Origin of the sequence: Paenibacillus sepulcri, assembly GCF_042647105.1 — a bacterium.
GTDB lineage: Bacteria > Bacillota > Bacilli > Paenibacillales > Paenibacillaceae > Paenibacillus_Z > Paenibacillus_Z sepulcri.
In genome coordinates this window covers 348,364-375,216 of sequence record NZ_JBHRUP010000002.1, presented here as the reverse complement: position 1 = coordinate 375,216, position 26,853 = coordinate 348,364, and the positions used below count along the sequence as shown (strand labels likewise).

General features: G+C 52.1%; 22 protein-coding genes and 1 pseudogene. 10 read left to right on the top strand and 13 right to left on the bottom strand.

Features of this window, described 5'->3' with window-relative positions:
* Positions 1–38 precede the first annotated feature (38 nt).
* From ACFOLF_RS36690 to phnE (ACFOLF_RS36665), 6 genes are all read left to right on the top strand, one after another.
* Complete coding sequence (locus ACFOLF_RS36690; RefSeq protein ID WP_210040066.1) at positions 39–1,052, top strand: ABC transporter substrate-binding protein; 1,014 nt, start codon at positions 39–41, stop codon at positions 1,050–1,052.
* 37 nt (positions 1,053–1,089) lie between these two features.
* Entirely contained in the window at positions 1,090–1,851 is a 762-nt protein-coding gene (locus ACFOLF_RS36685) for an IucA/IucC family C-terminal-domain containing protein (RefSeq protein ID WP_210040067.1), read from the top strand.
* Between the two features lie 292 nt (positions 1,852–2,143).
* Positions 2,144–3,139: a phosphate/phosphite/phosphonate ABC transporter substrate-binding protein gene (locus ACFOLF_RS36680; RefSeq protein ID WP_210040300.1), complete on the top strand. Its 996-nt coding sequence runs from the start codon at positions 2,144–2,146 to the stop codon at positions 3,137–3,139.
* Between the two features lie 126 nt (positions 3,140–3,265).
* Complete coding sequence (gene phnC, locus ACFOLF_RS36675) at positions 3,266–4,039, top strand: phosphonate ABC transporter ATP-binding protein (RefSeq protein ID WP_210040068.1); 774 nt, start codon at positions 3,266–3,268, stop codon at positions 4,037–4,039.
* Entirely contained in the window at positions 4,036–4,851 is an 816-nt protein-coding gene (phnE, locus tag ACFOLF_RS36670; RefSeq protein ID WP_210040069.1) for a phosphonate ABC transporter, permease protein PhnE, read from the top strand. Before phnC ends, phnE (ACFOLF_RS36670) begins: the two co-directional genes overlap by 4 nt.
* The gene (gene phnE, locus ACFOLF_RS36665) at positions 4,848–5,654 is read left to right on the top strand and encodes a phosphonate ABC transporter, permease protein PhnE (RefSeq protein ID WP_210040070.1); all 807 of its coding nucleotides are present in this window, start codon (positions 4,848–4,850) and stop codon (positions 5,652–5,654) included. Before phnE (ACFOLF_RS36670) ends, phnE (ACFOLF_RS36665) begins: the two co-directional genes overlap by 4 nt.
* A 162-nt stretch (positions 5,655–5,816) precedes the next feature.
* On the opposite strand, the gene ACFOLF_RS36660 is transcribed toward phnE (ACFOLF_RS36665), so the two are convergent.
* Positions 5,817–9,110, bottom strand: a complete 3,294-nt coding sequence (locus tag ACFOLF_RS36660; RefSeq protein ID WP_210040071.1) for an OmpL47-type beta-barrel domain-containing protein — start codon at positions 9,108–9,110, stop codon at positions 5,817–5,819.
* A 530-nt stretch (positions 9,111–9,640) separates the two neighbouring features.
* Positions 9,641–9,880 (bottom strand): spore germination protein, encoded by a 240-nt coding sequence (locus tag ACFOLF_RS36655; protein WP_210040072.1) that lies wholly within the window; start codon positions 9,878–9,880, stop codon positions 9,641–9,643.
* Between the two features lie 190 nt (positions 9,881–10,070).
* On the opposite strand from ACFOLF_RS36655, the gene ACFOLF_RS36650 reads away from it, so the two are divergent.
* The gene (locus tag ACFOLF_RS36650; protein WP_379113171.1) at positions 10,071–11,609 is read left to right on the top strand and encodes a multicopper oxidase family protein; all 1,539 of its coding nucleotides are present in this window, start codon (positions 10,071–10,073) and stop codon (positions 11,607–11,609) included.
* A gap of 180 nt (positions 11,610–11,789) precedes the next feature.
* Here the strand turns inward: ACFOLF_RS36650 and ACFOLF_RS36645 are convergent, their stop codons facing one another.
* The 3 genes and pseudogenes from ACFOLF_RS36645 to ACFOLF_RS36635 all read right to left on the bottom strand — a co-directional run.
* The gene (locus ACFOLF_RS36645; RefSeq protein ID WP_210040073.1) at positions 11,790–15,374 is read right to left on the bottom strand and encodes a leucine-rich repeat protein; all 3,585 of its coding nucleotides are present in this window, start codon (positions 15,372–15,374) and stop codon (positions 11,790–11,792) included.
* 367 nt (positions 15,375–15,741) lie between these two features.
* Complete coding sequence (locus tag ACFOLF_RS36640) at positions 15,742–17,181, bottom strand: aldehyde dehydrogenase family protein (protein ID WP_210040074.1); 1,440 nt, start codon at positions 17,179–17,181, stop codon at positions 15,742–15,744.
* A 142-nt stretch (positions 17,182–17,323) separates the two neighbouring features.
* Positions 17,324–17,584, bottom strand: a pseudogene (locus tag ACFOLF_RS36635) (TetR/AcrR family transcriptional regulator); the annotation flags it as partial.
* A 227-nt stretch (positions 17,585–17,811) separates the two neighbouring features.
* Here ACFOLF_RS36635 and cdaS point away from each other — a divergent pair.
* The 3 genes from cdaS (at position 17,812) to wrbA (ending at position 19,827) form a co-directional block, all read left to right on the top strand.
* Positions 17,812–18,429 (top strand): sporulation-specific diadenylate cyclase CdaS, encoded by a 618-nt coding sequence (gene cdaS, locus ACFOLF_RS36630; RefSeq protein WP_210040076.1) that lies wholly within the window; start codon positions 17,812–17,814, stop codon positions 18,427–18,429.
* Between the two features lie 33 nt (positions 18,430–18,462).
* Positions 18,463–19,071 carry a diadenylate cyclase gene (locus ACFOLF_RS36625; protein ID WP_210040077.1) on the top strand — a complete coding sequence of 203 codons (609 nt, stop codon included), beginning with the start codon at positions 18,463–18,465 and terminating at the stop codon, positions 19,069–19,071.
* Positions 19,072–19,212: 141 nt separating this feature from the next.
* Positions 19,213–19,827 carry an NAD(P)H:quinone oxidoreductase gene (wrbA, locus tag ACFOLF_RS36620; RefSeq protein WP_210040078.1) on the top strand — a complete coding sequence of 205 codons (615 nt, stop codon included), beginning with the start codon at positions 19,213–19,215 and terminating at the stop codon, positions 19,825–19,827.
* A 226-nt stretch (positions 19,828–20,053) separates the two neighbouring features.
* Here wrbA and rpmJ read toward each other — a convergent pair whose 3' ends face one another.
* From rpmJ to ACFOLF_RS36580, 8 genes are all read right to left on the bottom strand, one after another.
* Entirely contained in the window at positions 20,054–20,167 is a 114-nt protein-coding gene (gene rpmJ, locus ACFOLF_RS36615) for a 50S ribosomal protein L36 (RefSeq protein WP_210040079.1), read from the bottom strand.
* An 81-nt stretch (positions 20,168–20,248) separates the two neighbouring features.
* Positions 20,249–20,800, bottom strand: coding sequence for a flavodoxin family protein (locus ACFOLF_RS36610; RefSeq protein WP_210040080.1), 552 nt, complete (start codon positions 20,798–20,800; stop codon positions 20,249–20,251).
* A 72-nt stretch (positions 20,801–20,872) separates the two neighbouring features.
* On the bottom strand, positions 20,873–21,349 hold the full coding sequence (locus ACFOLF_RS36605) for a DinB family protein (protein WP_210040081.1): 477 nt from the start codon (positions 21,347–21,349) through the stop codon (positions 20,873–20,875).
* A 38-nt stretch (positions 21,350–21,387) separates the two neighbouring features.
* Positions 21,388–22,131: an SDR family oxidoreductase gene (locus ACFOLF_RS36600; RefSeq protein ID WP_210040082.1), complete on the bottom strand. Its 744-nt coding sequence runs from the start codon at positions 22,129–22,131 to the stop codon at positions 21,388–21,390.
* A gap of 317 nt (positions 22,132–22,448) precedes the next feature.
* Positions 22,449–23,291 carry an SDR family oxidoreductase gene (locus ACFOLF_RS36595; protein ID WP_210040083.1) on the bottom strand — a complete coding sequence of 281 codons (843 nt, stop codon included), beginning with the start codon at positions 23,289–23,291 and terminating at the stop codon, positions 22,449–22,451.
* Between the two features lie 323 nt (positions 23,292–23,614).
* Positions 23,615–24,400, bottom strand: coding sequence for a carbohydrate ABC transporter permease (locus ACFOLF_RS36590; protein WP_379113261.1), 786 nt, complete (start codon positions 24,398–24,400; stop codon positions 23,615–23,617).
* Between the two features lie 104 nt (positions 24,401–24,504).
* Entirely contained in the window at positions 24,505–25,350 is an 846-nt protein-coding gene (locus ACFOLF_RS36585) for a carbohydrate ABC transporter permease (RefSeq protein WP_210040302.1), read from the bottom strand.
* 144 nt (positions 25,351–25,494) lie between these two features.
* Positions 25,495–26,817, bottom strand: coding sequence for an ABC transporter substrate-binding protein (locus ACFOLF_RS36580; RefSeq protein ID WP_210040085.1), 1,323 nt, complete (start codon positions 26,815–26,817; stop codon positions 25,495–25,497).
* Between the last annotated feature and the right edge of the window lie 36 nt (positions 26,818–26,853).

The window sequence follows — 26,853 nt, the reverse complement described above, 5'->3', positions numbered from 1 at the left end:
AATATCATTATCAATTAGAAAACGGAGGGGCTTGTTGTATGTATCGGAAAATCAATTTTGTATGGACCATTAGCTTGTTGGCAGCTTTGGTTATGTTCCTGGGGGCGTGCTCGAGCAGTACCAATCAAGGCGGCAATAATACTGGAGAAGCTGCGGCGAATCAAACGCAATCCAATACTGACGGGGCTGGAAACACCAACGCCCCAGCGGAGCCCGCACCGGCGGCACCGGTGACCATTCAGGGTCTACGGGGCGAGATCACACTCGATAAGGTACCGGAGAAAATCGTCGTGCTGGACGTCCAGTATGCGGATCAAATGCTGGCACTGGGCAAGCAGCCGCTTGGCAGCGTAGTGGCCGAAACCGACAATGCGCTCCCTGAATATTTAGGCGAAAAGATGAACAATGTCACATTAGTCGGAACATATGTGGAACCGAATCTGGAAGCAATCATCGGACTCCAGCCGGATCTCATTATCGCGACTGAGTTCCATGACAAGATCTATGACGATTTACAGAAAGTCGCACCGACGCTTGTGCTGGAGCGCAACGAGGATTGGCGGACTGTACTGTTGAAATTCGGGCAAATTTTGCATCAGCCGGAAGAGGCGCAGAAGCTGGTTGATGATTACAAACAGAAAGTGAGCGACCTGAAGACCGTATTGGCCGACAAATTGAAAGACCAAACGGTCGCTCTGATCCGGCCCAGGGATAAAATGATTCGTCTGCATACGACATCGCATCGAACCGCACAAATTTTATACGATGACCTGGGTCTGACTCCTCCCAAAATGGCAGTCAACAGCACAGATACAAGCACGATGATTTCGCTTGAAGTTATGCCGGAGCTCGCTGCCGATCACATGTTTCTGCTCCAGGACGATACAAATAAGGAACTGACGGCAGAATTTCAAAACACTTCAATCTGGAAAAATCTCGGTGCAGTGACGTCGAGCCACGTCTATGTGGAGAATACAGCGCAGTGGATCGGTTATTATGGGCCAATTGCCATCAATTTGGTTGTCGATCAGATTGCTGATGCGCTTAACTAAGTCCGTTTGAGCCTGGAATCCAAAAGGGGGAATGAACATGCAGTCCCGGCTCACGCAGGAGGAATGGAATTACTTGAGCGGACATTTTGGCATGTGTGAGCATGCCCCGACCCGTCATAGGAATTCGGTGAGAGTGTCGGACCTGCTCGATGAAGCGAGATGCTCCGATTATCTGGATCTATTGACTGTGCAGCTGCAGTCCCCCTCGCGGATGATTACAGCTTCGCAGTTTATGAAAAGATATGCCTTCTTAACCGCCGCTCCGCTGCTGTACGCCATGTCCGCGTACAACAGGGGGCTGGATTTATCGGCCGGGAACTGCTTGCTCGAATCGACCCCTGGCCTCTCCTGGCTGGAGCTTGTCAGTCTCGACGATGTCAATGCGGCGATGCCCGAAGCAAGCGAACGGCATGCTTGGCGCGATACGGTAATTCAAAGTTATTTCGCCGGTAATCTGGGCAAACTCATACAGGTCATGTCTGGCGTGGCCAAGGTGCCCAAACCGATTTTATGGGAGAATGCCGCGGTTCGTGTGTTTTCGCTCTACGAGAAACGAATCCGCGCAAGCGGGGATCAGCAGGAGCAAGCCCGCGGCCGGGCAGACTTTCAATACCTGATTCAGCAGGCTCCTGGCGCCCTGTTCGGGGAAAAACAAAATCCGCTGAGCCCCTTTTATGGCAAACCGGTTTCCTCGACTGTCACTGATACGCCTATGCGGGTCCGCAAAACCTGCTGCTTCTACTATGAGGTCTCCAGTGTCGAAGAATACTGCTCTAACTGTCCGAAGGTGAAAAACTAACGGGTGCAAGTATTTGTTCATCGCTTAACAGCATATGCATTATAAAATCAGCGCCGCCCGGTGAACCGGGCGGCGCTTTGCTTGTCGGTCAGCCGTGCTTCCCTGCTATAGCTGCCGAGTTGGTCTGATTGCATCCGGCCCCCCTCCCATCCCTCTTGGCAATAGTCCCCCCGGTTATTTTCCAACATTTACAAACCCTTCTTCTGGCGATTACCAACAGTTAATAAAAGTATTTTATAGTAGACAAGTGTAAGAAAAAAAGTAAATATCTGGAGGGTTTGAATTGAGAAAAATGCATGTTCTTGCTTTTCCGCTGCTGCTGTCCGCGTTATTGCTTAGCGCCTGCGGCGCCAACAACGGCACCGCCGACAATAATGGCGGCAACTCCGCAGCGCCTGCGGTGACGAACGAAGAGACTTCTGCCCCTGCCGATACGACTGAAGCAAGCAAGTCAGCCGAAGGCTATGTTCCCGAAACGCTGACCGTTCAATTCGTTCCTTCGCAGAACGCCGATACGCTGGAGGCGAAGGCGAAACCGCTGGAGAAGCTGCTGGGCGACAAATTGGGCATCCCGGTAAAAGTGAGTGTGTCCACCAACTACAACACGATTATTGAGGCTATGGCTTCCAAGCAGGTAGACGTGGGATTCCTCCCCCCTACCGCTTACGTCATTGCCAAAGACAAAGGGGCGGCCAATATTATTTTGCAGGCGCAGCGTTTCGGCGTTGACGACAACACCGGCGCTCCGACGGCCGAACTGGTTGATTTCTACAAGTCGATGATCATCGTCAAGGCGGATTCTGATATCAAAGAAGTAAAGGATCTGAAGGGCAAACGTATCGCCTATCAGGATGTCACTTCGTCGGCCGGTTACGTGTGGCCGGCAGGCAAGCTGATGGATAACGGCATCGATCCGCTGAGCGACGTAACGCCGGTTACGGTGAAAGGCCATGACCAGGGCGTAATTGCTTTGCTGAACGGGGATGTGGACGCTGCCGCTATTTTTCAGGATGCGCGCAATACCGTGTTGAAGGACTATCCGGATGTATTCAAGGATACCCGCGTCCTGGCTTTCACCGAGCCGATACCGAACGACACCGTAACGGTCCGCTCCGATATGAACGCGGACTGGACGGCGAAAATTCAGCAGGCGTTCATCGATATCGGCACCGATCCGGAAGGCCACAACATTATTAAGGAGATCTATACGCACGAAGGCTATGTCAAATCCGACGACAGCGTATTCGAGATTGTCCGCCAATATGGGGAAAAAGTGAAAACCGAGTAAGCTCTCCCGCCTCTTGCGGCAAGCCGGTTCTGCACCCGGCTGGACAAGCCAGTACGTTCGCTTACGGCGCGCGTGCTGGCTTGTCCCATTGTTACGACTCTCTAACGAAAAGGAAGGAACTTAAGCATGATAGAGCTGCGCAACGTGTACAAGACATATCCGAACGCGACAAAGGGACTAAACGGCATCAATCTGACCTTCGGCAAAGGCGAGTTCGTCGCGGTTGTCGGGCTGTCCGGGGCAGGCAAATCCACCCTTCTCCGCTCGATCAACCGGCTGCACGATATTTCCGGAGGCGACATCCTGATCGACGGCAGTTCGATCACGCAGGCGAGCGGCAAGCAGCTGCGGATGATCCGCCGCGATATCGGCATGATATTCCAGAGCTTTAATCTGGTCAAGCGCTCGACCGTCCTCCGCAACGTGCTGGCCGGCCGGGTTGGCTACCATTCCACGCTGCGGACCATTCTTGGCCGCTTCCCGGAGCATGACGTCAACCTGGCCTTCAAGGCGCTGGAGAGAGTCAATATTGTGGAGAAGGCCTATTCCCGGGCGGACGAGCTGTCAGGGGGACAGCAGCAGCGCGTTGCGATTGCCCGTGTCCTTGCGCAGGAAGCGAAAATTATTTTGGCCGATGAGCCTGTTGCCTCCCTCGACCCGCTGACGACGAAGCAGGTCATGGACGATTTGAAAAAAATCAATCAGGAGCTTGGCATTACGACGATCGTTAACCTTCACTTTATCGATCTGGCCCGGGAATATGCAACGCGGATTGTCGGGCTCCGGGCAGGCGAAGTCGTCTTCGACGGGCCCGTATCGGAAGCGACGGATGAAAGGTTCGCCGCAATTTACGGCAGACCCATTATGACGGACGAGCTGCTCGGGGAGCTTGTCGTATGAGCCTGCAGGCGAATGTGAAAGCAAGCGCACAACCCCGTGCAGAGCGTCCGAAGCCGCCCCGAAGATATAAGCATTACTTGACGGCGGCAGTCGTGCTGGCGGCGTTGTGGGGAAGCGCCGCGAGGACCGAAGCGACGATTGGCGAGCTTGTCAAAGGCCTGCCGAATATGCTGGATCTGCTTCGCGAAATGTTTCCGCCGAGATGGTCGTATTTCGATAATATTGTGGCTGCCATGCTGGAGACGATACGCATGGCAGTTATCGGCACGACGATCGGCGCCGTTCTGGCCGTTCCTGTCGCCCTGCTATGCGCAAGCAATATCGCCGGAACCGGGTGGCTCTTCTACCCGATCCGCTTCCTGCTTAGTCTGGTCCGCACCATTCCGGATTTGCTGCTTGCGGCGATCTTTGTTGCCATTTTCGGCATCGGTCCCGTGCCGGGCATCCTGGCTCTCGCCGTTTTCTCGCTGGGCCTGATCGCCAAGCTGACCTATGAGGCGCTCGAAGGAATCGACCGCGGACCGCTGGAAGCGATGACCGCCGTTGGCGCTAACCGCTCGCAGCGTATCATGTACAGCGTCGTGCCGCAGATTCAGGCGCATTTTGTCTCGTTTACGCTGTATACCTTCGAGATTAACGTTCGGGCTGCTGCGGTACTTGGGCTCGTCGGTGCCGGAGGGATCGGCCATTACTACGATGTAACGCTCGGCTTCCTGGAATATGACAAGACTTGCGTTATTATTCTTTTCACATTGGCTGTCGTGCTGCTGATCGATTATGCGAGCACCAAGCTGAGGGAGAAGCTGCTATGACGACGAAAACAGAAGCACAACGACTCCGCAAACCGCGACGCAGCCGATATCGCTGGCTTATCTATGCGGCGCTTGCGGCCGTCTATATATGGGCTTTCACCGGTATTCCGTTCACGGGGATCAAGGAGACGGCCTGGCAGATTACGAAGTCGATCACGACCGGCATATTCTCGCCGGACTGGGACTTCGTCTATTTGCCCGATGGCGAGGATCTGCTGCGCGGTCTGCTGGATACGCTCGCGATATCCGTCCTGGGCACTTTTATCTCCACCGTGATCTGCATTCCGTTCGCATTCTGGGCGGCTGCCAATATGAGCCAATACAAGACAGTGTCCGGCACGGGGAAAATCATTCTCAGCTTCATCCGGACCTTTCCCGAGATTGTCATGGCGATCCTGTTCATCAAGGCGGTCGGGCCCGGCTCCTTCGCAGGCGCTCTGGCGCTTGGCTTGCATTCGGTCGGGATGCTGGGCAAGCTGTTCGCCGACGAGATCGAGAGTATCGACGGCGGTCCGGTGGAAGCGCTGATTGCGACGGGCGCCAATCGGCTCCAATTGCTATGGTTCGCTGTCATTCCACAGGTACTTCCGGGCTTCCTGTCCTATACGCTGTACCGGTTCGAGATCAATTTGCGCTCCGCCACGATACTGGGGGTCATCGGTGCCGGCGGCATCGGCACACCGCTTATCTTTGCACTCAGTACGCGCAACTGGGACCGCGTCGGCATCATTCTGCTTGGCATCGTAATCATGATCACGATCATCGATTATCTCTCCGGGGCAATCCGGAAGAAACTGGTTTAAGAGAAGAAACCGTTCGTTCCGCCTGCTGCGGAACGGACGGTTTCTTTAGCTCGGCGTCTAATGGGATGCTCTTTGATGTACCTCGTGGCGTGCTCCCACTGCGCCGCGCAGGCATCTAATCTTACTCGCCTTTAAGGAGGCAGTATTTCCGCACGCTGCGCGCTACCTTACGACGACGGTAATCGCCTCGCTTGTTGTCTCGCCTGCGGCGTTGACAAGCTCGCTGCGGTACGTATACGTTCCCGCAGTACGCCCGTCAATCGCTGTCACGGCATGCTGTGCGTTCGGCGTGTGCTCCTCCAGCTGCTGCGAATCGATAAGTCTGTCATTTTCATACAGCCGGTACCCGGCCGCATTCGTTCCCCACCACAGATTCATCGTTACGTTATATTTGCCGTCTCCGTCCCAATTGTCCTGCGACAGCACCGGCTTGCCGGGGGACGCATCCGTCACGGTCACGACCAGCGTATCGCTCATCGTCGTTCCGTAGGCGTTGCCAAGCTCCGCTGTATAACGGTAAGTCCCGTTCGCCTTGCCGGCAATATCGGTATTCACGGTTTGCGCGGCTGGCGTCCTGTCCGTCAGATTCTGCGTGCTGATCAGCTCACCGTTCTCGTACAGCTTGAATATGGTGCCGTTATTCCCCCACCATACATTCATCGTAACCGTATAGCTGCCGTCCCGGAGGCCCGTATCATAACCGTTGTTGCTCGACAGCACCGGCTTGCCTGGAACGCCCGTCGCCAGTGGCTTGCCTGTAACCTGGAAGGGATGGCTGGCAGCCGAGACGTTTCCTGCGGCATCCACAACGCTGTAGCTTACCGAGTGAGCGCCCACCCCCAGCTCCGATGCCTGTACCGTCTCCCCGCTCGCAATCTCTGTGCCGTCCAGCAGCAGCTGCTCTGAGATTATTCCGGAGAGCCCGTCGGATGAAACCAATTCAAAGGTCAGAACAGCTGTTTCAAGCACATCGCCTACAGCCTGCCCCGACTGGGTCAGTTCAGCGGCAGGAAGCGTCTTATCCACGTTCACCTGAATGAATTTCGCCTCTTCCGCGTTGCCGGCCGCATCCGTAGAGAAATAGCCGACCGTATGCCGCGCTTCCTCTGTGACGGTGAACGGACCCGCATAGGCGGTGTATGCACCGCCGTCAACGGCATATTGCGTCGTTATGGTTCCGGCCGTGTCATCTGCAGCGGTTAACGCAACTTCCACATCCTGATTCACCCATCCTTCGGCGTTAGGAGCCGCGGAAAGCGCAGCCGATGTCGTCGGCGCTTCCGTATCCGACTGCACCGCTGTGAAGTCGCCGAGTCCTCTTGGCTTCAACTGGTAGAGCCCTCTGAAAATAGCCGAGACGCCCGTTACATTTACCACAGCTCCTTCCTGATACGGAAAATCGGCAAGCGCAACTCCCGTCCGCACATCGACGCGCACATGATTGCTGACTCCGCCGTTCACCGCGTCGAATTCAAAAGAACCCGCAGGCGTTGCGCTGATGATATTGCGGATCGTCACATCCTGCAGCTGAAGCAGCTGCCCTTGATTGGCATCGCTCACCGCTTCCGCCATGACCGGGCCAGGCAGCGGTGCCGTGCCCGTCTTCTCGATTGCAATCAAATCCGCAAGCTCAAGCTCGGTATTATAAACGGCAAGAGGCGCCGTAATCTTCACGACATCGCCCAGATGATAGCCGCTGGCGCTTTGGAACACATAGATGCCGCCGGTCTCATCCTGAAGATAGAAGGCTTGTCCGCCAAAAGCACCCGGCTCGGTCGTGATCACTCCCTCCACCGTAACGGTCGATCCTTCCGCCTTCATACGGGCTTCTGCTATGGTGACCGCTGCCGGAATCGGTCCTTCCTCCTCCGGCAGCGGCTCCGCAGGCACGTTTGCCAGTGTCACGGTCTGCGTGAGCAGGTTCGTGCCGTTCTGTCTGAGGCGGAGGTTCGCCGTTCCGTTCGTCCCCGGCTTGATCCGGACCGTCAGGTCCTTGAAAGCATGCCCCCTGCTGTCAGAGGTCAAGCTGAAAGCGGCGCTGTAGCCATAAGCTGCCGGCCATGTGCCGTCTTCATTCCGGATAAGAGCTACCTGCGCGCCGCCGGTCAAATAAATGCCCGCGCCGAAGCCCGATACCGTGGTATTGGCAGGCAGATTATCTGCGGCTACGCGAATTTGAAAATCGGCCGCGTTCGGCAGCTGCGCCTGATGGACGAAGCTGTACGCGGCATTCGCGCTGCTAGCAGGTCCGCCGTAGGAACCCGGCTTGAAGGTCGAACGGTCATGCCATTTATACCCGGCCGCCGGGGCGGACCAAGGCTCCGGCTGCGGCTCCGTAGATGCTGCGGGAGACTCGGTCGGCAGCAGCGCCGTTGGCTGGTCGAGCTGCAGGCCGCTTACTTGCTCCAGGCTCGTATAGCTCTCCTTCTCGGACAGCCAATTGATCAAATTCACAAGCAGCAGGCCGTCATCCTGTTCCTTGAAGCCGTCGTATGTCGTTTTCCTTGCGCCTGTCTCCTCGCGCAGATATTTCGGAGTGGCGTCCTCGACCGGCGACGAATCGCCGATAAATGCGGCTTTGCCGGCACCGGCCTTGGAGACGGCAACATAAGGCCCTTCTTCAATCCCTCCGCCGTTATAGACCCCTTGGTCGACGGCGCTTCCCCAGGACTCGTTCGTTTCGGGAACGTAGACGATCCCTTTGGCTTTGGACGGATCAATGATGGCGAGTGTCGAGCCGGCATGCATGGCCACGCCCGACACGCCTTCCGTAATGCCGAATGCCTGCCCGGACTGGACGATCTGATTCGCCGTTATATCGCCAAGCGCATTGTAGCGGAACCGGACGCCGAAATTGTCCGCCAGCCAATCGGAGCCGGCGATATTTTGCATGGCGGCCGAGCTTCTTTCTTCCGCGGTCATCCCCTTGGCCGGATCTTCCCAGGCACCGCGCCGGTATCCGTTTATTGCCTCCGAGCCGTCCCAGCGGTTCTTGTTGCGGTCCGCGTTATAATGGTCGCCGATAAAGAAGATGCTTCCGCCTTCCTGGATATACTGCTCCATGGCGTCCTGCTCGCTCGTCTTGAACGGAATGTTCGGCTCCGCGATAACGAACACGTCGTAATCCTTCAAATCATTATAAGTAAAAGCGGCAGACTTGCGCAGTTCCTTTACATAGTAGCCGTCGTTTGCCAGCGCTTGGCCAAAATCCGAAAAGCCCCCGTCAATCACCCAGTCCGCCGCTCCCGCCGTTTGGGCGTGCGTGTTGTCGAAAAGAACCTTTTTGCCTGCATTCTCGTTGACGATCTTCGCTTCAATGAAAGGCGCCGGGTCGCCCGGACCCTCGGCATAGGCCGGCTGGAGCCCGCCTGTGAATCCCGCAAACAACGGCAGTACCAGAGCCGTCAGCAAGGCGGCCTTTACCCATTTTCCATTTCTCCACGCAAGATTTCCCATTAAAGTCCCTCCTCATATGAAATCTAGTATTTCGCCCATATTCTACCATACGCATAAGAACACCGGTGATAGGGTTTTGTAAATATATAGAGCGTTTTTCAGAAAATGAAAGGGACAGCGGACACGCACCGGAAAGGGAATCCGGCATACAAATAAAGCCAGCCGGCATGAAATATGGAGCCAAAAATAAAAAAAACCGCGATTTACGCGGATCCATAACAAAAACAGATTATTGTCCCCCGTCATCAAAAGCTAATGTGTGAACGATTGATTTTCATAGATGACGTCCTATGTAAAATTACCGGCAGACACATGCCGCCAAGGAGGCTGAAATAAGCCTCCTCAAGCGAAAGGTCCCGGGACTGACAGGCTTTAATAACGGGATCGGCCTGGAATTCTTGCCCATGACATCCTGGGAACGGCCAACCTGCTCAAGGGTAAATGCCAATGATACGGCGCGAACCGGACAATGAGAAGCTCCAAAGAAATCGGGAAAGGCATGTTTCTCTCTTCAGAGCGGCCAGTCAGACTCAAATAGCATTCACACCGTTGGCAATATCGTTCTGTACGCTGTCCTGGAAATCAGGGTCGTTCGTATTCGTGGCACTGAGCGCATTGTTCGAGTTGGCAAGGCTGCCTGTTAAAAATGAACCGGCTCCGGCATATGTTTTTGACGTGCTGGATGGAGACGATTGGATACAATCGCCGAACTGGACGATGGAACTCGATCCGACGCTGACAATTTTGGCAAAACCGACAATAGCGGGCATTACAAGATCACTCCTTCTTCAACTGTGTTTTTACATCGTATGCGGCATTTGCCTATAGGTTCCGGACCTCTGTGCAAAGGTATTATCCGGCAAGCCGCCATACCAGCCGGTTTATAGCCAGCATAAAGAGCAAGCTCCCATTCATAAACTTACTCCGTGGATCTTGAATGCAAGGAGGTCTCCCTTTTACATGCCCGAAAAGATAAATCTGCAAAAATTCGTAGATGAGCTGCCCGTTCCCTATACGTTATCCCCCAGGAAGCAAAGCAGCAATCATTCCTATTACGAAGTGATTATGAAGGAGTTTTCCCAGAAGCTGCACAGGGATCTTCCGCCAACCCGTCTATGGGGGTACGAAGGAACATTTCCTGGTCCTACGTTCGATGTGATGAAGAATGAGACTGTATTGGTCAAATGGATCAATGACCTGCCGGGCAAGCACTTTCTTCCCGTTGATACCACGATTCACGGTTCCGAATCAACGCTTCCGGAAGGAAGAAGCGTTGTACATTTACATGGAGGAAGAACGCCAGCCCATAGCGATGGTTACCCCGAGGCATGGTTCACGAGAAATTTCGAACAAACGGGACCTCTATTTGAGCGGGAGGTGTATATCTATCCAAATATTGAGCGGGCCACAGCTTTATGGTATCACGACCACACAATAGGAATGACAAGATTGAATGTCTATGCGGGACTCGTGGGTTATTATCTCATTCGCGACAAGCACGAGCAATCGCTTAATCTTCCTCAAGGAAAATATGAAATTCCACTTATCATTGTGGACCGATCGTTCAATCCCGACGGATCGCTTTACTATCCCGCCAGGCCGGATCAGGATGATGCAGGTCTCCCATCTCCTTCTCTAGTCCCTCCATTTGATGCGGATACGATACTGGTAAACGGAAAAGTCTACCCCTATTTGAACGTTGAGCCACGAAAATACCGGTTTCGGATTTTGAACGCATCCAATAGTCGAATCCTTACATTAAAATTGGACAACAACCAGCCTTTTTTTCAAATTGGCACGGATAGCGGCCTGCTTGAGACAATGATCGTCATCCATGAATTTATCCTTTTGAGCGCCGAGCGTATGGACGTGATCATCGATTTTTCCTATTGCTGCGGCCAATCCATCATTCTCAAAAATGTTACCAGCAATGCCTCAGCCGAAACCACGGAGGTTATGCAATTCAGAGTCGCCCAACCGTTAACTAGCGCAGATACCAGTTCTCTTCCATTTTACATGGGAGAATTTATAAGACTATCAAGAAGTATGGCCAAGAGAACAAGAGATTTGGTGCTTATCCGAATTCAGGACCAGTATGGAAGATCCTTGAATTTATTGGACGGTAAAATGTGGATAGATCGCATATCCGAAAAAATTGAAGTGAATACTGTCGAAATATGGAGGTTCATTAATATCATTAATGATGATCCTCACCCGATCCATCTTCATTTGGTTGACTTTCAAATCCTTGACCGTCAGCCTTTTGATGTCGCTCATTTTGAAGAAACAGGAAACCTTATATTCCCGGGACCTCCGGATCCTCCTGAACCTTATGAAACAGGATTGAAAGATACCGTTCGAGCTCCTTATGGCTATATTACTTCCATAATAGTCCGTTTTGGACCTTTTACCGGGCGTTATGTGTGGCATTGCCATATGCTGGAGCATGAGGATTATGAAATGATGCGGCCCATGGAGATTTTTGAAACACCGGACTAAAGACAACAACAGGAGACTAGTTTCCATTACATCCATTCGTCATCCTGCATCGCCACCCGGATGACAAGAACATCTGTCCATTGCAGGTATCTTCTTCTCTGCTCTACTGCGCGAATACTCCAATCAAAAACAACCTTCGCCGTCCTGAGGACAGCGAAGGTTGTTTGAGTTGCTGACTTATTAAATAAAATGTAAATATTGCAGCATCCGCTTCAGTATGACGGCGCTCTGCGCCCGGGTTGCTTGCGCCTGCGGATCGAATGCCGCACCGGTCGTCCCTTGGACAATCCCTGTCCCGGAGAGCTGCGCAATCGCATCCGCCGCCCAGTCCGAAATGTCTGCGGCGTCGGCAAACGGCTCCAGTGCGCCGGCATTCGTCTGCGGCGTTTGCCCGGCGAACGCCAACGCTCTGGCGATCATCACGGACATCTGCTCACGGGTGATACTGGCGTTGGGCCGAAAAGTCCCGTCCTCAAAGCCGTCGATCAAGCCGGCTTGCAGCGCAGTTTCTGCTGCTCCGGCATACCAGTCCTCCGCCTTCACGTCCGTGAAAGGCTCTTCTCCACTGGCCTCGGGCAGCCCGAGTGCGCGCACGAGCAGCGCTGCGAATTCGGCGCGGGACACCTTGGCGTTCGGAGCGAATCCGCCGTCCGGCTGTCCTGCGACGATCCGCTTGTTCGCCAGCAGCTCGATCTCCTCCTGCGCCCAATGCCCCTGCACATCAGGGAAAGATTCGTCCGACTGAATGACCGTATACAGGCCGTCCACAGGGGAATGAATGATTACCGTCGGCGGTTCGCCCCTCGAGAATACGGAAGGCGCAAAATGCAGACCGCCCTTCGCATCGATCCATACCGCTGTCGTCTTATCAGGATCGGCTGCCGCGGGCAGCCTGATCGTCCGCTCGGCATAGATGCCGCTCCAGCCAGTAATGGCCTGGCCGTCCGCATCCAGCCCATAAGAAATCGGATGCACAAGCAGCGGAGTCGCGCCTGCCTTGTCGATGACTTGCTTCATGGCAGCGCTCGACGCATCGGACGCTTCTGCGATCGCAGCTGTCAGGATCGCCCCTTCGGGCAGTTCGCCAATAGCGCTTAGCGGAATACGCAGACTGTTCCCGTTCACGGTTATCAGCAGCTGCGCTTCCGGTTGGCTGTTTAGCACGCTTAGAAGCAGCGCTGCCGGCAAGCTTATCTTGACCGCCGGACCGAGCCCGTCGGTCTTAAGCTCTGTTTCCGCCTGATCGGCGAAGGCTCCGGCCAATTGCTCAGCTGTCGGGAAGAGCCGGATCACGGTCTGGCCGTCGGCGGATGCCTCCTTCGTGAATCGCACCGCTGTACTTACGCCGTCCAGCATAATGGTTGCTGTCGGTTCGGTTGCGGGACCCGATGGGCCGGTATAAATGGGTCCGCCGGGTGTATCGTCCCCATCTTCTTCATCCGGATCGGGTGACGATGTATCGATGCCGGTGACGGCAATTTCGCTCACCGCTTCATTGCCTGCCTTGTCCCTGGCATAGACGGTATAAGTGCCGTTCGCTGAGACGATGAACTGCTGCGCGGCCAGAATATCGGTACCGGCTTCAGCTGCAAAATCGGCGCTGCTATGGCTTCCCGGCATCCAGTTCAGCTCGGTCAGCGTGTTGCCCGCCGACACTCCATATACGCTCGCCGTCACCGTTACACCTGCCGATGAACTGCCGCCTTCTCCAGCGGCCAGGGCAATAACAGGCGGAACGGACACGATATGCAGCCCCTTCATATCCGGTGCCTGATACGCCAGCGAAGCTGCCCCGCCGCCATTGGCACGCGTTATGCTTGCGCCGTTCGGAAGCTCCATCTGCGGGGAAATGGCAATGCCATCCTCATCCGCAAATCCTCCGGGAACGTCATATTCGAAGGACAGCTCGGTCAATGGCGTGCCGCGTTCCCCCGTATAAGAGGCATAAACCGTCTCGGTACCGCTGCCGCTGCCGATTGCGAGCGGAATGGCCGGCGAACCCGTCACGGTCACTTCATATCCATAGACCACCGTAAAGCGTAGGATGTCATAGGCGCCATACAGACCATCCGCTGGCGCTGTCAGCACAAGTCCCACCCAAGCGGCTTCAAAATGCGCCAGAGCGTTATTCAACGCGGCGGCTGCCGCATCCAGCTGATCCTGGGTTTGATTCCCGTCATCGTCAGCAATACCCTGCGCCACGTTGATTGCGTCTTGCAGCGCGGCGCGGGCTGCGCTGGACGCTTCACCGACATCCGTGCCTTCCGGATGCTCGGTCAACGCCTGATCCGCTGCTGCTATGACCGCCTCCAATGCTGCGGCATCGCCTGCCAGGATAATGGCATCCCCGAATGTATCGATCGCCGCATTCAACGCGGCGGCTGCCGCATCCAGCTGATTCTGGGTTTGATTCCCGTCATCGTCAGCAATACCCTGCGCCACGTTGATTGCGTCTTGCAGCGCGGCACGGGCTGCGCTGGACGCTTCACCGACATCCGTGCCTTCCGGATGCTCGGTCAACGCCTGATCCGCTGCCGCTATGACCGTTTCCAATGCTGCGGCATCGCCAGCCAGGGTAATGGCATCCCCGAATGTATCGATCGCCGCATTCAACGCGGCGGCTGCCGCATCCAGCTGATCCTGGGTTTGATTCCCGGCATCGTCAGCGATATCCTGCGCCACGTCGATTGCGTCTTGCAGCGCGGCGCGGGCTGCGCTGGACGCTTCACCGACATCCGTGCCTTCGGGATGCTCAGTCAACGCCTGATCCGCTAACGCGATTGCCGCTTCCAATGCTGCGGCATCGGCCGGAGGCGGAATGATCGCGTCGGTGAACACATCGATCGCCGCATTCAACAAGGCTGCGGGAGGTTCCAAATCGGTGGATACGGTTGTGCCCGTGATCCCGTCGACGAAAAGTCTGGCATCAGCGAGCGCATCCTTCAAGCCGTCATGAATGAGCGCTGGCACCTGCCCTTCATTTGTGCCTGGCATATGGTCTGATAACAGCTGTTTCGCCGCGTCCATCGCTGCAAACAACACGGTCCCGTCCACAAATGTATACCCCTTGCTCCTTGCATAATTTTGCACAGCGGATCTCGCGGAACCAAAAATTTTCAGATCTGCCGCAATGGTCTGATTGTTGTTGAACGCGAGGTTATCGATAACTGTTGATTCATTCAACAGCGTTACGCTGGTCAGAAGATTATAACGGAAAGCATAACCTCCTATACTCGTCACGCCGTCCGGAATAACCACGCTTGTAAGCTGGTTGCCTCTAAATGCAAAATCGCTGATGCTAGTTAAGCTGTCCGGGATATTCACGCGGGTAATGAGATTGTTCGAGAAAACCTCCTGGCCAACACTCGTCACACTGTCCGGAATGTCGACGCTTGTCAGCAGATTATCCTTGAAGGCTCTTTCGCCGATACTCGTCACGCCGTCCGGGATGTCTATGCTGGTAAGGAAATTAAAACCGAATGCATCATTGCCAATGCTCTTCAGACTGTCCGGAAAGACGACGCTCGTAAGATCGATGATATAAAATGCAGTGTCCCCAATCGCGGTGACCGGTACTCCTCCCAAGGTATCGGGAATGATGATATCCACAACAGCTCCTCTCGGGAAATCAGTAATCGTTGCGCCATCGCCGTCAATGGTGTACGAATAATCGCTCTCCTCGGCCGCATTTGCATAGTGCACCTGCGATAATGATGCCCAGAACATTACCAGAGCGAGCAGCATGCTTAAAGCTGATTTCCTCATTTTTTGCTTCCTTTCCTTCCATGGATAATTGATGTACGAATTGTCTGGCACGATCAGGAGATGGAGCTCCCGAAGCTGCGCGCAGCAGCTTGTGTTCCATGTTCCAAACACAGGTGAATGGTTGCCGACGCGGAAGCCAGACGACCGCCATTTGTAATTGTAGCAAAGGCCAATAAAAGAATAATGAAAGATCATCTCCCAAACTGCCGCGCAACATCAAGAATCCGCAGGTTTGCTAGGAACTTAAAAAAAATTTTGGAATAAAACGAAGGCAGCTCCGGGCTTATTTGCCCGGAGCTGTCTTTTATACGAATGGCTCAACATATGGTCGTCAAACCGTTTCCTTCACTGCAAGGTCAGGGTTCGCTTACTCCGGCGATCCGGCTTCTTCATATCCGGATATCGCTTTGGTTTCAAGATACTCTTCCAGCCCATATACGCCAAATTCCCTGCCGATTCCGGATTGTTTGAAACCGCCGAATGGTGCACTCATGTCACCCATGACCCCATTAATCATGACCGTTCCAGACTCGATTTGAGAGGCGATTTGACTAGCTTTTTTCAGATTGGTCGAACTGATATAGGCTGCCAGTCCATATATAGTGTCATTGGCAATCTCAACAGCCTCTTCCTCCGTTTTATAGGTAAGAATGGATAAGACCGGACCGAATATTTCTTCCTTCGCAATGGTCATATTACGGGTAACCTTGGCAAAGATGGTTGGTTTGACAAAATATCCATGCTCCAGTCCTTCAGGATGTCCTTCTCCTCCGGCCACTAATTCGGCGCCTTCCTCAATGCCGAGTCTGATATAGCGTTGAACATTGTCATATTGCTTTTGGGTGACTACCGGGCCGATAGCCGTATCCGCCTCCCGGGGATCGCCTACCTTGAATGAATGGAGAGCAGCCTTGGCCATCGCTTTAACTTCTTCAAGACGATGCTCGGGTACAATGAGCCGTGTCCCGGCCATACAGGTTTGACCATTGTTCCCAAAACAGAGCATGAGCGCCAGCGGGACGGCATGGTTCAAATCGGCATCATCAAGCATAATATTCGGTGATTTTCCACCCAATTCCAGCGTGACTCTTTTCATTGTATCTACGGCACCCCTGGCAATGATTTTACCGACTTGAGTAGATCCTGTGAAGGAAATCATTGCAATATCGGGATGCCGGGTAATTTCAGCTCCGACCACCGCTCCGGTCCCGGTTACGATATTGATTACTCCTGCCGGAATATTGGCTTCATGCAAGCATTCGGTTATCAGCCGCGTCTGGATCGCGCTTAGCTCGCTGGGCTTGATTACTGCCGTACAACCTGCTGCGATAGCAGCTGCCAGCTTGGAGGTAATATAGGTGTAATTGGCATTCCAGGGCGTAATCATGCCGACCACGCCAAGCGGTTCGAGGACAACTTTCGCTGTTCCGATTTGTTTGGTGAATTCAAATTCCTCCACCGTTTCCTTGGTGAGAAGAAAATTTTTCGCCGAGATATCGGTAAAGGAAGGGGCTGCCATGGCAGTACTTCCGTATTCTTCAATAAAGGCCTGATTCAATTCCTCTGTTCTGGCCAGCACGGCATCATGCAGTCTTTGCAGCATTTGGGCGCGTTCTTCCACCGAAGTATTTTTGAAGGTTTTAAACGCTTTTTTGGCAGCGGCAATGGCATCCCTGGTATCCTGCTCATTAGCAAGCGTTACCTTGCCTATGATTTCTTTGGTCGAAGGATTAATAAGGTCCTGTATTTCGGTTCCATGCGGCTTCACGAACTGTCCATTGATATATAGTTGATCGATTATTTTCATTTTGAATGCCTCCATATTCTCATTTTTGTGACAAGGGTTATCCGACTTAGCAGCTATGCCATATAGGAGAAGCATCACCTCCCTTCCAATATTTATATAATAATCGAACGTTCAGTTATATTTCAATAAAATAAATCCTTCGTCAAGCTCTGACAGCATCCCAGCTCATCCGGATAATTTGTTGAAGATGATCCTCATTGACCTCGAATTGTCCTTTGAAATGGGCTTTGGCCAGCGCTGTAACAGGAAAGTAACAGTAAGACAAAATAAAAGCCATTTGTAATGGTTTCAATTGCCCTTCCTCAACATATCGAAACAAAGGAATAAACATCGACGAAGTGTCCTTCAGATCTAATTTATCCAACAATGGCGAGGTCAAGAACTGCTCCAGGAACATAAAATACTCTCTGTTATCTAACCTGTTTCATTCAGAAGTTCAATCGCGGCCTGAAAGATTGCTTCGTTTTTAATATCGTCCTTGTGTCTCATAGCTGTATAATAAACGAACGTTCGAGTATTTTCAATTCTAAAAACATATGGTCGACGTTCCCCTGGCAGCTGTCTATTACTAGAAATAATTATTGCCATCAACGGGAATAACTAAAAAATAGTAAAGGAGGCTAAACAGCAATGGAATACACTGGGGGAGGGCTTTCACCACAGCAGAATGATGTTAAGGAACAGTTCATCAGCATCTCCGAAAATCTATCCCAATTAATTGCCTCATTGAATCAAGAGGACATTGACATTCTGAATGATCTTAGACATCTTTCTAAAAGATTCTCGGATTCGGGAAAGATGGCATCCGCGTATTACTTAAGCTGCCTGCTGGCTCCTTATACAAATAAGTTTAACGAAATTTTCGAAGCCGTCCGCAAGCTCAGCTCCAAACGGCAAGGAGCTCTTATTGTCATCCAAAGGGAAGATCCGCTTGACGAATGGATTACCCCGGGAGTGCCTATCCATGCCGAATTTTCCGGTTCGCTTCTGGATTCCATTTTCCCGGTTGGCAGCCCCCTGCATGATGGAGCTGTATTGATCCGTTACGATATTATTGTATCGGCTGCCAACATCCTCCCGCTCACTAAAAAAACATATAAAAAAAAGTTAGGAACACGCCATCGCGCTGCAATCGGATTGTCAGAGCGGACGGACGCATTAATCGTCGTGGTATCCGAGGAAACGGGAAGAGAATCATTTTCCTATAAAGGTGCTCTTTACCCCTTTCAGCTCCCGGAATCAAAATAAGCTTAAATCCCTGTCAGGCGGAGGGTTTTACATATGGATATTGCCAATAGCGACTTTTCTCTTCTGCGGACTGAATTAATAAAAAAGCTGACCCGGATTGAGGAAATACTGAAAAATGTTATTTTCACCTTTGAGCAGGATCGTGTTCAACTTCTAAGCGATATTGATGATATCTCCAAAAGGTTTTCCGAATCGGTATCGGTTGCGTCCACCTATTTTTTGAACAGCATTCTGTCTGAATACACAAATCACTATAAGGAAATATCCTTTGCCATGCATCATTTGAGTTCCAAACGGCAAGGAGCGCTTATCGTCATTCAAAGAGAAGACCTTATTGCTCCTCTAATAAGTCAAGGCACACCCATATTCGCAAAGATCTCCACTCCGCTGCTGGAGTCCATTTTCCTTCCGGAGAGCCCTTTGCATGCTGGTGCGGTGTTGATTCAAGGCGATATGATTATATCCGCTGCCAATGTTCTTCCCCTTACGGATCAAATTTTCTGGGATCGGTCATTCAATGCCCGCGAGCTTGCCGCGATCGGACTATCGGAACGCTCCGATGCGTTAATTTTGCTCGTTTTCGACAACGGGTTAACGTCCTTTTGTTTAGATGGACATCTATACCCATTCTCGACGACATAGTAACTTGTTCACCATACAGAAACAGGCTATTCTTCATTTGGGGATATTTGTGCGGTCCGGCGCGAATAATAGGGGATGGCATCTAAACCTTGAGAAGATGAAGATTCAGCGAATATGGTCTGGAAGGGGCAAATAAAAGGTATGGCACATGTACATCTGGCGGTTGTCTACTACAGCTCTACGGGTACGAACTATCAACTCGCGCAGTGGGCTGCAGAAGGAGGGAAGCTTGCGGGGGCAGACGTCAAGCTTTTCAAGGTACCGGAATTTGCGCCCCAATCAGAGATTGACGCTAACCCGGATTGGAAAGCGCATGTCGAAGCGACCAAGGATGTCCCCACTGTATCTCCGGATGATATCGTGGCAGCAGATGCCATAATTTTCAGCACCCCCACACGTTTCGGAAATATTGCGGCACAGATGAAACAATTTTTGGACTCCACAGGCGGCATTTGGTTTCAAGGAAAAATAGTCAACAAGGTAGTAAGCGCGATGACCTCCGCACAAAACCCGCATGGCGGTCAGGAAGCTACCATACTCGCTCTGTATACGACAATGTATCATTGGGGAGCCATCGTCGTAGCGCCTGGTTATACGAATCAATCCCTGTTTGATGCAGGAGGCAATCCCTATGGTACAAGTGTGACGGTCGACCAGCAAGGAAAAATTGTCGAAGATGCCAAAGCCGCCGTCATTCATCAAGCCAAACGGGTCGTGACGATCGCTTCGGCGCTAAAGAAAGGATTCCAGGCCTAAACTCCCATAATCGCTTGTTATCCGAATTGTATAAATAGACTTCCAATAATTTCTTCCAAATTATGCATGAAGTTCAGAAGAGTACCATCGGATTCATTCGTTTGAACAAAAAAATGACCAGCTCCTATAATCGGAACTGGTCATTATTGTGAAGAAGCGCTTGATCCTCAAGGACTTTCTTGCAGCCTGATTTGGTTCTGCATAGGTGAGCAAATGACCAGGAACATTACCCTTGCTTCTGTTTATGCTTTGGATTTTCACAAATGACCATAACCTCGCCATCGCGGCGAATAACTCTGCATTTTTCACAAATAGGCTTAACCGAGGGTCTGACTTTCATTGTAGTTACCTCCCAACTTCAACCATTCGCAAGTGTCCGGGAGAACCCGGCATCCTCATGCTTTCCAATCGGCATTGCGTTTTATGCGCCTGCGAGATAATGGTTCAGTTTTCCCCGTAATTCCTCGAGAGCAATAAGAGCTGCCGCATCGTGCAGAATGTCATCCGGTCTGTTTCCCTTACCAAGCAGATGACCCGCAAACGTTATGCCGGCAAAATCAAAAATATATTGGAATTGCTGGATTAACGGCAGTCCTTTCAAATGAGGTTCATCGTCCCCAATCGCGATAACAAAGGCCTTTTTGGCGGATAAAGCAGCTCTGAAACCCGCTCTGTTCTCCAGCAGCGATTGGGACCAGCGGTCAACAAAGGTTTTCATGACTCCTGACATTCCATACCAGTAGACAGGTGTCGCAAACACAATAATGTCCTGTTTCAAAACCTGTTCCATTAACATAAGGTAATCATCGTCCGGGAACGATTCCCTCTCGGAATGACGATAATCGTTAATCGGTTGGATGTTATAGTCGGATAAATATAATTTAATCGCATCCAAACCTTTTACCAACTGACCTGCCAATCTGTCGGTATTTCCGTTTTTGCGAGAGCTTCCGAGAAGAACAGCAATTCCCATTGATCATTATCCCCCTGCATCTAAAATAGCCTTACTATGCCTAATGGCATTGGCGAACATCCTCTTGTTCTGTCATTTTATCACCCTTTCTTCTCGATTTACAAATGATTCGATCTGTTCTTTATGTTGATCGTCGTGTAAAACAAATTCCTGAATAAGGAATGCAAGAGAATAGTTCAAGTGCGCATGATATAAATCATCGGGCATCTCCAATAGCTGGGCGACAAGATGTTCTCTGGTTCGAATGACTTCATCGATCAAGGCCGATTGTGTAATTCCCGATTTGGCATACTGGGATGCTTTTTGATTATAGGTCTCAATATCTGGAAATGTGATGTTTTTCCCTTTTCTCACGGCGGGAAGAATCTGCGAGATTATATGGTTATCCCAATTCAAAATATGCGAAACAATTTCGCTAACCGACCATTTCCCTTCCGAAATCGGTTTTGTCCATAAATCGTCATCCAATTTGTTTAATCCAGCAATCCAGGAAGTAAAAGCTTTAAAGCTTAATATATCATGATGTTCAGGAATAAAAACCGCCCCCATTCTTGTTCCAAATAGCTTTGCATCTCAAAGGCGACCGATTAAGATGGCTGCGCGGTCGGTCTGATGACAATTTCATTCACTCCCGTATCGGCCGGTTCATTAATCGCAAAGGCAATCGCTCTTGCTATACTGTCGGGAGAAATCGCAATGTCGCTCATTTGGCTCACTATGGCTTTAATTTCAGGGCTGCTGATCGCATGGGTCAGCTCCGTATCCGTAAAACCGGGGGAGACAATCGTGGTGCGGATATTGGATGCCGGCGATTCTTCCTGGCGCAGCCCTTCCGTAATGGCTCTGACCGCAAATTTGGTGCTGCTGTATACAGCAGAGGTTGGGGATACATGATAACCGGCAACCGATGAAATGTTAATGATATGGCCTGATTTTTGTTCCCTCATAGCTGGCAGAACGGCGGCAATCCCGTATAAAACGCCTTTGATATTGACATCGATCATTTGGTCCCATTCGTGGACCTTTAATTCATTCAGCTGAGAAAGAGGCATAATTCCGGCATTATTGACAAGCACATCGATGCGTCCATATTGCTTTAATACAAATCGGGCCAATTCCTGCATGTCCTCCGAAGAAGCCACATTGGTTGCTAAATATACAGCATCTCCGCCCTTTTTTTCAATATCGCTTACGATCTTCTGCAAACGTTCTTCTCTTCTCGCTGCCAATACGATCTTTGCACCGTATTTAGCCAATAACTCCGCCGCAGCTTGTCCGATCCCGCTGGATGCTCCCGTTATAATGATGACCTTTGACTTTACGTTTTCCATAGCTGTCTCTCCTCGTACCTGATTTGTGATTACATACATACTATACAATTCATAATATGACGACAGTATGTCATATTATCCGAATAGCGAAAAAGGCTGTGAGTAGTTAGCATGGATGGGAGTGAAAAATTTTATGCATAAGCATGAGAGGCTCGCCCTATTAGGGGCAAGGAGCCTTGGAAGGGACGGCAAAGAAGGATGCACAAGCCATGTTGACTTGTACATCCTTCCTCTGTAAGCGTAACGCCATGGATAAGTTGTCTGCTGTCCATAGGAGGGCATCAGGCCGGATTTTGGGATGAGTCCACCGCTTCCCGTCAATGGTCCACGGGGAAGTCTGTCGAGAATGCGAGATCTCTCTGCGCTTCCAGAGCCGCGAGCCGTTCGGTAAGCGCCTTGTGAATCGCATTGTATGAGTCGCTGCCGAGCACGATCCGCTCCGGAGCCGGATTCTGATCGACGCTGTCGATCATGATCTTGGCCATCTTGGCAGGATCGCCAATCGGAAGATGCGTGGAGCCCTCAATGAATCGCCGGGTCATGCTGGCAGGGCTTGCGTCATAGGCATCGATTTTCGTACCGATCCTGGCGCTGCCGTATCTGAACTCCGTGCGCGCGCCGCCAGGCTCGACGATGGTGACACCGATATTGAAGGGTGCAACATCCTTCATCGTTGATTCGATGAAGCCTTCGATTCCCCACTTGCTTGCGTGATACAGGGACGCGCCTGGATTGGTCGCCTGGCCGCCATAGGTAGAGAGCTGGATTATGCGGCCCCCGCCTTGCGCGCGCAAATATGGAAGTGCGGCGCGGACCACCTGGATCGATCCGATCAGGTTGGTGTTCAGATGGTGGAGGATTTCCTCATCCGTCAGCTCCTCAGCCGCGCCGAAGAGTCCATAACCGGCGTTGTTGACCACAACGTCGATCTTACCGAGTTCGGCGAATGCCTGGTTCACAGCCTGATGGATAGCTGGCGTATCGGTTACATCGAGATGGGCGAGCCACAGTTGGTCGCCGTATTTGGCTTTGAGATCGTTCATGGCTTCCATCCTGCGGACGGTGCCGGCGACACGATCGCCGCGGGCAAGAAGCTGCTCGGTCATGTGGCGGCCGAAGCCGCTGGTTACGCCGGTAATCAGCCAGGTCCGTTGTGTCATCGGTTCATTCCTTCTCTCTTTGGGTTCAGCCATTATAATAACTAACTGGTTAGTGATAATATAAACTGATCTAACCATTTAGTCAATGGTATTATGTGCCCCGGAATGATTATGTCATGAATGAATATGTCCAGGGAGACTGCTTTGATGCGGAACGCTTGAACGACCCGATTTACCAGCAAGAATCCACTATATGGTGCTCCCCGTCCGCAATGCCGTCAGAGTTCAGCGCGTGCTCAAACAGGCTGCCCGGTAAAATCAGGCAGCCTGTTTGCACGATTGTATTAAGGTCCATCCTTCGCATGATTGATTCCTTAAGATGATTAATCCTTGACCGAGCCCTGCATCAAACCTGCGATGAATTGGCGGCTGAAGAGGGAGAAAACGATGATCAACGGCACCGTCGCCATCAGTGTGGCGGCCATTACCATGGAATAATCGGTACTGTACACGCCGTTCATGGAGGCGATGAGCATCTGGATCGTAAATTTGTCCTGAACCGATATGACGACAAGCGGCCACAGATAGTCGTTCCACGAGCCCAGAAACGTAATGATCCCCAAGGTGGCAAGCGCCGGCCGGAGGATTGGCAGCGCCACGCGCCAATACAAGTCAAATGTCCGGCATCCGTCGATCCGTCCTGCGTTGATCAGCTCATCGTGGATGACGGAATGCGTATACTGCCTCATCCAGAAGATGCCGAACGCATTGGCCACACCCGGAATAATGAGCGCCTTCAATTCGTTGATCCAGCCCAGCTTCTGCATAATGATGAACTGCGGGATAAGGCCGAGCTGCTGCGGGATCATCATTGTCATAAGCAGAAACAGGAACAGGATGCCCTTCCCGGGGAATTCGAATTTCGCGAAAACGAAGCCCGCCATGGAGCAGAAGAACAGGACAAGCAGCGTATGGGAAACCGCTACAATCAGGCTGTTGGCGAATGACTGGAAGAAACCGACGTTATCCAGCACTTTCTGAATATTTACCAGGAGCTGATCGCTTGGCAGCAGTCTCGGCGGGAACCGGAACATATCAGACGTTGTTGCCGTGGACATGACAATTAGCCAATAGAACGGAAACAGCGATAGAATGGCACCCAGGAACATGCCTGTGTAGATGCCGATCAGACCGAAGCTGAACTTCCTTCCCGTTCTGACGGAGGATATCGTGGTCTTCGGCAGCCGGTTTGCAGCCGGAGCTTTTGCATCCATCACACGCTCTCTCCCCTCGAAATGAATTTCCAGTTCAGGAAGGAGAAGATGCCGATCAGGAGGAACAGCACCCATGCGATTGCCGACGAGTAGCCGAACAACTGGTTGCCGAACGCCTGGTTATACAGATACAGCACCAGCGTCAGCCCTCCCTTCGTCGCTCCGCCGGTATTGCCGACCAGAATCGCCGGCTCGGTGAACAGCTGCATGCCGCCGATGGTCGACAGGATGACGGTGAACAGGATGATCGGCTTCAGGAGCGGCAGCGTTATCCGGAAAAACTGCTGTGTGCGGCTTGCGCCGTCGATTGTTGCCGCTTCGTACAGATCGTTTGGCACTGCCTGCAGACCGGCCAGATAGATGATTGCGTTATAGCCCGTCCAGCGCCAGATGACCATCAGGGCAATCGCGGCTTTCACCCAGAATGTATCGTTGATCCAATCGATTCTCGGAATCCCCATGATGCCGAGCAGTCCATTGATCAGGCCGAATTGCGTGCCGAAAAAAGAACCGAAGATAATCGCAACGGCAACGATAGACGTAATATTCGGCAGGAAAAATACGGCGCGGAAGAAGTCTTTAAACCGCATGAAAGCCGCATTGAGCAGGAATGCGGACACCAGCGCAAGGAACAGCTGCGGCAGCGTAGAAAGAAACCAGATGACAAACGTATTCCCGACCGACTTCCAGAAGTCGGGATCGTCGGACAGCAGATTTTTGAAATTCCGAAAGCCCACATACTCCATCGTGCCAAGCCCGTCCCATGCATGGAACGAGAGATAAAGCGAGAACAGGATCGGGAACAGGCCGAATATGAGAAATAGAATAAAGAACGGTGAAATCATCAGATAGGAAGCCAAATAGGATCTGAATCCTTTCACGTCCCCACCTCCTTAACCCTACTATCTTTTTCAGGGATTCCCCCGAAAGCGGCGGCTATGGAAGAACAAGCAGGAGCTTGCCGCCCGCTTTCGGGGGAATGGATAACCTTATTTGTTCTTGAGCTTTGTCTTGGCTTTCTCGACGAGCTCCCAGAATTCTTTCTCGGGATCCTCGGACTTGCCGACCGTGACCGCCTGCATCCCGTCGTTGATGATATCTTCCACCGTTTGATAATTCGGTCCTTTACGCTGCACCTTCACATCTTTCGAGACTTCTGCAAACAATACGCCAAGCTTTTGCCCGCCCCAGAAATCGAAGCCCTGCTCAGTAAACGTCTTATCGCCGTAGACCGAAGGCGTTGAAGGGAAGTTTCCGGAGATTTTGGCCACTTCCAGCTGCTGCTCTGGGGAAAGCATCCATTTTATGGCCTCGTAAGCTTGCTCGGCATATTTGCTCTGCTTGGGAATGAGCAGGAACGAGCCTCCCATGTTGCCGGTGCCTTCCGGAATTTTCGCGGCACGCCAGTTGCCTTTCGTATCGGGCGCGCGCGTCTCGACATGTCCGCGTCCCCAAGCCGCCGAAATATAGGTGGCGATTTTCCCCGAATTAAGCGCTGCGGAATATTCCTGCAGAGCGTTCTTCTGGTCATAAGTGCCGGCAATGCCCATATCGCGGGCTTTGATATAATACTCCAGCGCCTTCTTGATCTGCGGATTTTGATCGATAATCATATTGTCGTCTTTATCAAAATACAGCTCATCGCCCTGGTCGCGGATCGCGCCGTACAGCTCATACGGGTTGGACAGCATGTCTACGCCCGTCTTTTCCTTCAGCGTTCTTCCCGCCTCAAGGAATTCATCCCAGTTCGAGATCTTCGCGGAGACATCTTCCGGAGCGGAAGGCAGTCCCGCTTTCTCGAACAGATCCGCCCGATAGTAAAGCACCATAGGACCGATGTCCGTCGGCAAGCCAAGCTGCTTGTCTCCGACGATGGACTGGTTCCATTTCCACTCGAGGTATTCATCCTTCAAATCGGATGCGCCGAACTCGTTCAAGTCATAGAACTTGTCGGGATATTTCAGAAACTGGTCCAGCTGCGAGATATCGATCATTGCGATATCCGGACCTCCCGAGTCGGCGGACATTGCGGTCAGAAGCTTCTTGTGCGCGTCTTCCCATTTGTAAATCTGCGGGACGATTTCAATATCCGGATGCAGCTTGTTGAATTCCGGAATGATTTTCTCGAAGGACGCTCCCTGCCAAAACCACATTTGCAGCTTGACCTTCTTGCTGCTGTCGCCTCCTGTGCTGCCGGGCGAAGCATCTGTTCGATTGTTGACGCTGTCACCGCTTCCTCCGCAAGCGCTGAGTACCAGCATCAGCGGTAGTACAATCAACAAGAGTGTTTTGAAATACCTTGTTCCCTTCATCACTGATTCTCCCTTCTTCTGGTAGGACCGCCTAAA

Excerpts from the sequence above, each read along its gene's own strand:
- ACFOLF_RS36690 (WP_210040066.1), top strand. The coding sequence starts at position 39 with ATGTATCGGAAAATCAATTTTGTATGGACCATTAGCTTGTTGGCAGCT.
- ACFOLF_RS36685 (WP_210040067.1), top strand. The coding sequence starts at position 1,090 with ATGCAGTCCCGGCTCACGCAGGAGGAATGGAATTACTTGAGCGGACAT.
- ACFOLF_RS36680 (WP_210040300.1), top strand. The coding sequence starts at position 2,144 with ATGCATGTTCTTGCTTTTCCGCTGCTGCTGTCCGCGTTATTGCTTAGC.
- phnC (WP_210040068.1), top strand. The coding sequence starts at position 3,266 with ATGATAGAGCTGCGCAACGTGTACAAGACATATCCGAACGCGACAAAG.
- phnE (WP_210040069.1), top strand. The coding sequence starts at position 4,036 with ATGAGCCTGCAGGCGAATGTGAAAGCAAGCGCACAACCCCGTGCAGAG.
- phnE (WP_210040070.1), top strand. The coding sequence starts at position 4,848 with ATGACGACGAAAACAGAAGCACAACGACTCCGCAAACCGCGACGCAGC.
- ACFOLF_RS36660 (WP_210040071.1), bottom strand. The coding sequence starts at position 9,110 with ATGGGAAATCTTGCGTGGAGAAATGGAAAATGGGTAAAGGCCGCCTTG.
- ACFOLF_RS36655 (WP_210040072.1), bottom strand. The coding sequence starts at position 9,880 with ATGCCCGCTATTGTCGGTTTTGCCAAAATTGTCAGCGTCGGATCGAGT.
- ACFOLF_RS36650 (WP_379113171.1), top strand. The coding sequence starts at position 10,071 with ATGCCCGAAAAGATAAATCTGCAAAAATTCGTAGATGAGCTGCCCGTT.
- ACFOLF_RS36645 (WP_210040073.1), bottom strand. The coding sequence starts at position 15,374 with ATGAGGAAATCAGCTTTAAGCATGCTGCTCGCTCTGGTAATGTTCTGG.
- ACFOLF_RS36640 (WP_210040074.1), bottom strand. The coding sequence starts at position 17,181 with ATGAAAATAATCGATCAACTATATATCAATGGACAGTTCGTGAAGCCG.
- cdaS (WP_210040076.1), top strand. The coding sequence starts at position 17,812 with ATGGAATACACTGGGGGAGGGCTTTCACCACAGCAGAATGATGTTAAG.
- ACFOLF_RS36625 (WP_210040077.1), top strand. The coding sequence starts at position 18,463 with ATGGATATTGCCAATAGCGACTTTTCTCTTCTGCGGACTGAATTAATA.
- wrbA (WP_210040078.1), top strand. The coding sequence starts at position 19,213 with ATGGCACATGTACATCTGGCGGTTGTCTACTACAGCTCTACGGGTACG.
- rpmJ (WP_210040079.1), bottom strand. The coding sequence starts at position 20,167 with ATGAAAGTCAGACCCTCGGTTAAGCCTATTTGTGAAAAATGCAGAGTT.
- ACFOLF_RS36610 (WP_210040080.1), bottom strand. The coding sequence starts at position 20,800 with ATGGGAATTGCTGTTCTTCTCGGAAGCTCTCGCAAAAACGGAAATACC.
- ACFOLF_RS36605 (WP_210040081.1), bottom strand. The coding sequence starts at position 21,349 with ATGGGGGCGGTTTTTATTCCTGAACATCATGATATATTAAGCTTTAAA.
- ACFOLF_RS36600 (WP_210040082.1), bottom strand. The coding sequence starts at position 22,131 with ATGGAAAACGTAAAGTCAAAGGTCATCATTATAACGGGAGCATCCAGC.
- ACFOLF_RS36595 (WP_210040083.1), bottom strand. The coding sequence starts at position 23,291 with ATGACACAACGGACCTGGCTGATTACCGGCGTAACCAGCGGCTTCGGC.
- ACFOLF_RS36590 (WP_379113261.1), bottom strand. The coding sequence starts at position 24,400 with ATGTTCCTGGGTGCCATTCTATCGCTGTTTCCGTTCTATTGGCTAATT.
- ACFOLF_RS36585 (WP_210040302.1), bottom strand. The coding sequence starts at position 25,350 with ATGATTTCACCGTTCTTTATTCTATTTCTCATATTCGGCCTGTTCCCG.
- ACFOLF_RS36580 (WP_210040085.1), bottom strand. The coding sequence starts at position 26,817 with ATGAAGGGAACAAGGTATTTCAAAACACTCTTGTTGATTGTACTACCG.